Source organism: Terrisporobacter muris, from assembly GCF_024621905.1.
Lineage (GTDB): Bacteria > Bacillota > Clostridia > Peptostreptococcales > Peptostreptococcaceae > Terrisporobacter > Terrisporobacter muris.
Map to the genome: position 1 here is coordinate 1 of NZ_JANKBY010000217.1, position 6,198 is coordinate 6,198.

The following is a 6,198-nucleotide window of genomic DNA, read 5'->3' on the forward strand; positions in this document are numbered from 1 at the left end:
GTAATAATTAAAATTAAATCTGAAATTATTATTTGATTTAAAACTGTTAAATCAAATTCAAAATTTTTCAATGAAATATTGATTCTATAAGGTAAATTTTCATCTATAACCTGTAACTTATTTCCTTGAATTGTGTTTATTATTTCTTTACTTTCCCCGTCAACAATATTAGGTACAGTTATCGTATTATCTATTCCAAAAATCTCTTCATCATTTCCATTTATTTCAAAAGCTACCCTAAGTACATCACCTTTTTTTGCATTTTCATTGAACTTAAAACTATATCTTAAAGAAGCATATATAGAGTAAACACCTGATTCATTTATTACTAATGTATCATTTGGTCTTTGAATAACACTTGATTCAATCTTATAAGATGATGTATTTATATCAAGAGGTATAGCTGTAAGATATAAGTTTTGATTATTAGTTATTATTTGAAAAAGCTTAGGATCGTTAACTTGAGCTATACATATATCTTTTGGGTGTAGGTAACAACAATTATTATTGTTATAAGATAGTTTATCGCATTTACATATACATATTCGCTCACATCCACAAGGGCAAGGTTCTTTACATCTTTTACACTCTTCACAATTACTATTTGTTGAATTATCTTTTATAGTCATTTTATTACTTCCTCCTATATATTTAATTACTATCTTGATTCAATATAGCTCTACAATACTTTATTCTTTATATTGCCTTTTAGTGACGTTATTAGCTATTCTTTATTTGCAAAAAAAGATGTAGATAAGTTTTATAAAAACTTATCTACATCTTTTTAATAAATTTTTTCAATTATTGTATTCTCAAATATACTATCTGCATCTTTTGAGTTGAAATTACCTGTTGAAAAAGTCATTGCATTGGCTGCAGAAATAGATACGGCATACTTCAAACTGTCTGTATTTGAATAACCTCTTTCCATGGCCACTGAAAATGCTGCAACCATAGAATCTCCACATCCCACGGTATTTACAACTTTAATTTTAGGTGGTTTTCCATGATAAACCCCTTCTTCACAAACTAGTAATGCACCATCACCTCCAAGTGATACCACTACTAATTCTATTCCACTTTCATAAAGTTTTATAGCACTTTTAATTACTTCTTCTCTATTATTAATGCTAATACCTAATAAATTTTCCATTTCCTCACTATTAGGTTTTATCATCGTTGGTAAAGCTTTTATACCCTCTTTTAATAAATCACCCGATGCATCTAAAATAACTTTTTTATTTTTAGCTTTTATCATTTTTATTAAAGTGGCATAAATATCAGTTGGCACACCTTGAGGTACACTTCCTGAAATAGTAATAATATTACTATTATCTATTATTTTATTAAAGTCCTCTATAAATTTATCTATCTCATTCTTATTAACATAAGATCCTTTTTCTAAAAATTCTGTCGATATATTATTCTCATCTAATATATTAATACAACTTCTTGTCTCACTATTTACATGTGTAAATTGATTTTTTATGTTATCATTTTCCAATAATTCTTCAACTAATGCTCCACAATGACCACCTACAAATCCTGTGGCTAAAACTTCTTCTCCACAAATAGAAATTACCCTCGAAACATTTAAGCCCTTTCCACCTGCAGTATTATTACACTCTAATACTCTAATTACTTTCCCAGACTCTACAGAACCTTTTATTTTATATGCTTTATCAATAGATACATTCAAAGTTACAGTTGAAATCATTTTTTATCTCCTTATAATTTATTGTTAAAAATCTGCACTCTACAGTCTATTATACTTTAATTGTCTTTTAACGTTGTAATAAATTACCATTTTATAAAAATCTATTCTTTATACATAGTAATATATTTTTCAAGAAAAATATAAATTTATTATTTGTATCCTTTTTCAATAAAGTCTATTATTATTCTTATAGCTTCATCAATTCCCATAAAGCTGGTATCTAAGCATATGTGATAATTCTTTGCATCTCCCCAGTATGAATCTGTATAGTATTTATAATAAGATGCTCTTTCTTTATCTATTTTTTTCACAACAGAAGCACTTATTTCTTCTTTTACATTATGTTCAATTATCGCTCTTTTTCTTCTAAATTCAAAATCTCCATGAATAAATACATTAATTACATTATCAAATTCTTTTAATACATAATCTGATGCCCTTCCAACAAATATGCATGAGTTTTCACTGGCAAGTTTTTGTATCAAATTAAATTGTTTTAAAAATAATTGGTGATTAATAGGTAGAGTACTTGAGCAAGTATCAAATCCAAAATAACTTAAAACCTTTAATGGTTTCTCATCATACTTTTCAAAATATTCCTTACAATATCCACTTTCTTTAGCCACCATAGTTAGTAATTCCTTATCATAACATGGTATATCAAAATGTGTAGCTAACCTTCTTCCTATTTCTCCTCCACCACTACCATATTCTCTACTAATAGTGATTACAAATTTATCTTTCATAAGTATCCCCCACTTTTATAAATGAATATTAAAATAATAAATAATATTTACTACATAACATCTAGTATAGATGATAAATTATTTACTATCTTAATATTATTATATTCTTCAAAATCCTTTTGTGTTGTAGTTCCTGTAGTGACTCCAACAAAATCTATTTGCCCATTTTCGGCTGCCTTAGCATCTATATAGCTATCTCCCACATATAATACTTCTTCTTTTTTGCAATTAAAATAATCTAAGGCTTTAATTAAACCTTCTGGATTAGGCTTATGAGTTAATACATTTTCATAACCTATTATATGGTCGACATATCTTCTACAATTTAAATGTTCTAGTATTTTATCTATTCTAGCTCCCATTCTACTAGATACTATCCCAATCTTTACTCCATTATCCTTAAGAGCTTTTAATGTTTCTATAGTATCTTCAAATAAAACAGTATTTTGAATTGTAGTCTCCTCTGATTTAACCCTATAAATTGCTATAAGCTCTTTAACCTTCTCTTTATCATTTATTCCAGTTAATTCTAGAAAGGCATCATCCAAAGTCAACCCTATAGTCTTAATAACCCTTTCCCTATCAAATCCATCCAAATTCATTGTTTCAAAAGTATGCCTAAAACACTCTACTATGGGCTTCGTTGTATCCGCCAAAGTATAATCAAAATCAAATAAACATAATTTGTATTTCATCTTTGTCCCCCTAAATTTGTCATTTATTATTAATAATATCATAAATACAAATTTATTTCTTTACATAATTAAAGAGGGATTATACCCTCTTAATCATTTCCATGATCTTTCCAATATTTATCCCTCTTAGCACAATAATATTTATACATTTTTTCATTACCTAATTCTTCATAACAACATGCCATATCAAAAAAGAAAAAAGGATTGTCTCCATACAATTTGGTAATATTCGTTAACGTTTTAATAGCATCTTCATATTTTTTAACTTCTATCTGGCTTTGTGCTTTAAGATATTGTATATATTGATCTTTCTTAACCTCCTCTTCCATTTCTTCCGCAATTTCAAAATATCTAATAGCTTCTTCATGTTCATTTAGTTCTACTAATATATCAGCTTTTAATAAGTAACTATCTGGAAAAATTGGTATAAAATCAATAAGCTCATCGGATATTAACAAAGCCTTTTTGTAATTTTTCTTCTTTTTATATTCTTCACATATTGTATACAGCACATCATATTTACTTTCTAAATAATCAAAGTCTTTTATGGATGAAATAATTTCAAATGCTTCATTAACTCTATCTATTCTTTTTTGTGCAAGGAAGAAAACTGAGTCATCTATATTTAACTCATCATAATATTTTTTTATCAAATTGAAATAAGATTCCTTGACTTCCTCTTCTGAAAAATCTTCTTTTATATTAAGTTCTCTAAAAATATTTTTCATCTTGCCCCTCCATTGCATAGTAATTAGTTTTCTTATTTTAATTATAGTACTTAATTACTATTTAGAATCCATAATTTATAAATATTTTCATCTTAAAAATATGTTTATAAAGCTATGAACTAATATGCAAGAATATAAGTTTTTTATTTTATATCTAAAAAAGCCTATGAAAAGACCATAACTCAACATTAATGAGCATTTAATAAGAAGCATTAATGCCATATGATTAAATCCACTTGTCATAATAATTGTATCTATATATCCAATATGATAAATAGAAAACAATATTGTAGTTAAAAAATATACTTTTGCTTCATCCATGTTTTCTTTTTCCAAAACCTTCCAGATGTAAGATCTGAATATAGTCTCTTCATATATAGGTGTCATTACAGTTGTATAAAGCAAAGGTAAAATAGTTTCAATAGATGGCTTTGATGAAAAAGAAGGCGAGGTAAAAATTAAAAGTACTAAGGCACTAGTCACAATAAGATAATAAATTTTAGATTCTTTATTCTCCATATAAGAAAATATATTTAACGAAACATTTTCTTTTTTAGATTTATATATTATAAATATTGTAAGGAAAAACATTATACTCATGGATATAAATGTGTCATTAAATTTATTGTATGATAAAAATAAAAATGCACCTTGTTTTAATATAATTCTACTTATCTGTAATCCAATTAGTAAAATTATAATCTTTATCATGGTGTAAGAGTTTTCATTATTATTTAATTCAGTATTATTATTAAAACTATTATTCATTTTTTACTCCTTTGTATTAATTTAAATAATTTCTCACTTTAAGTTTATTATTGTTTTTTATAATAATTACAGATACCATTCAATTTTAATTAATTTGTGTTTATTTTTAGTAAAATAATGTATAAAATTATATATGAAAGGGGAGGTGTAATGAAAAAATTCTTTCTTAATTTATTAACACTAATTTGTATAGTCGCAATATGTATATCTGGCTACAAAATTTATACCACTTTAAGAGATTATAAAAAGGCTGACAATGTTTATTCTCAACTTAGAGATAGAAAAGAAAATTCAAAAGATATGAACGATATTACAAAAAGTTTATTATCAATAAACTCTGATTATAAATTTTGGCTCAATGTGGAAGGTACCAATATTGATTATCCTGTAGTTCAAGGTAGCGACAATGATTTTTACCTAAATCATGATTTTAACAAAAACTACTTACCCGCTGGCTCAATATTTCTAGACTATAGAAATGATTTTAAGACAGATTCTAACAATGTTATCTATGGTCATCATATGAGAAATTCAACCATGTTTGGACAGATGGAAAAATTTAAAGATAAGGAATTCTTTGAAAACAATAAAATAATAACTCTCAAAACAGATGATGATACCTACGAGTATGAAATCTTTGCCATAGGTGTTTATGATGCAGATTTCGGATATAATGATGTTGGTTTCACTGATGAAGAAGATTTTAATAAATTTTTAAATAAAATATTAAGCAAATCTATGCATAGTAGAGACATTGTAAGTTCAAAGGATCAAATAATAACTTTATCAACTTGTAGTTATGAATATGACAACGCTAGGACAGCTATATTTGCTGTAAGAAAATAAATATATACTTAATAAAAAATACTCCTTTTCGGCATTGACTTTATATTTTGATCATTGCCATAAAGGAGTATTTATTTTCATTATAATCTCAAACTATTTTACATTACCTCAGATCTAACCACGGGTTATTTTTAATTTCTCTATTCACATTTATTTATCATATAAATTAAGAAAGTATTTCAACTACCTCTTTATAATTTTTTGATTCTAACAATCCTTTGCATAAATCATCATTTCCTAATTTTCTACATATTTTTGCCATTATACGCAGTTCATCTTTTGAATCTTCAGTATTAGGAATTGCAAAAAGAATAATAAATCTCACCGGAAAATTATATTCATCTTCCCAATAAACATCTGAATTAGTTCTACCTATTGCTATAGACAACTTTGTGACATAAGTAGAGTTTCCATGCGGTATTGCTATATAGTTCCCTATTGCAGTAGAACCTTCATTTTCTCTAAGACATACATCCTCATAAAATTTATTTTTGTCGCTAACAACACCTTTTGTGTATAGCATTTCTATCATATCTTCTAATATTTCTTTTTTTGTCATCGATTTTATATCTAAATTTATACAATCATTACTTACTATATTTCTAATACTCATATACACTCTCCGTAACTATACTTTTAAATAAGTTTATAATATCAACTTCTCTTTCACATGACATCATATAATTAATATATTTTTG

Annotated in this window: 8 protein-coding genes; 1 reads left to right on the forward strand and 7 read right to left on the reverse strand. The window is 26.0% G+C overall.

Annotated features, from left to right (window positions below; translation table 11 throughout):
* The 6 genes from NSA58_RS14185 to NSA58_RS14210 all read right to left on the reverse strand — a co-directional run.
* A partial coding sequence (locus NSA58_RS14185) for a hypothetical protein (protein ID WP_257560611.1) occupies positions 1-629 on the reverse strand: 629 nt, incomplete at its 3' end.
* Positions 630-784: 155 nt separating this feature from the next.
* Entirely contained in the window at positions 785-1,717 is a 933-nt protein-coding gene (gene pfkB / locus NSA58_RS14190) for a 1-phosphofructokinase (RefSeq protein ID WP_039680634.1), read from the reverse strand.
* Positions 1,718-1,866: 149 nt separating this feature from the next.
* A complete protein-coding gene (locus NSA58_RS14195) occupies positions 1,867-2,463 on the reverse strand; it encodes a cytidylate kinase-like family protein (RefSeq protein ID WP_039680633.1) in 597 nt (198 codons plus the stop codon).
* A 50-nt stretch (positions 2,464-2,513) separates the two neighbouring features.
* Positions 2,514-3,158, reverse strand: a complete 645-nt coding sequence (locus tag NSA58_RS14200) for an HAD family hydrolase (RefSeq protein ID WP_039680632.1) — start codon at positions 3,156-3,158, stop codon at positions 2,514-2,516.
* An 89-nt stretch (positions 3,159-3,247) separates the two neighbouring features.
* Positions 3,248-3,886: a CDC27 family protein gene (locus tag NSA58_RS14205; RefSeq protein WP_074079692.1), complete on the reverse strand. Its 639-nt coding sequence runs from the start codon at positions 3,884-3,886 to the stop codon at positions 3,248-3,250.
* Between the two features lie 87 nt (positions 3,887-3,973).
* Positions 3,974-4,654: a CPBP family intramembrane glutamic endopeptidase gene (locus NSA58_RS14210; protein WP_074079691.1), complete on the reverse strand. Its 681-nt coding sequence runs from the start codon at positions 4,652-4,654 to the stop codon at positions 3,974-3,976.
* A 150-nt stretch (positions 4,655-4,804) separates the two neighbouring features.
* Here NSA58_RS14210 and srtB point away from each other — a divergent pair, with 150 nt between their 5' ends.
* Entirely contained in the window at positions 4,805-5,500 is a 696-nt protein-coding gene (gene srtB / locus NSA58_RS14215; protein WP_039680630.1) for a class B sortase, read from the forward strand.
* A gap of 166 nt (positions 5,501-5,666) precedes the next feature.
* Here srtB and NSA58_RS14220 read toward each other — a convergent pair whose 3' ends face one another.
* On the reverse strand, positions 5,667-6,113 hold the full coding sequence (locus NSA58_RS14220) for a PTS sugar transporter subunit IIA (protein ID WP_074429135.1): 447 nt from the start codon (positions 6,111-6,113) through the stop codon (positions 5,667-5,669).
* Between the last annotated feature and the right edge of the window lie 85 nt (positions 6,114-6,198).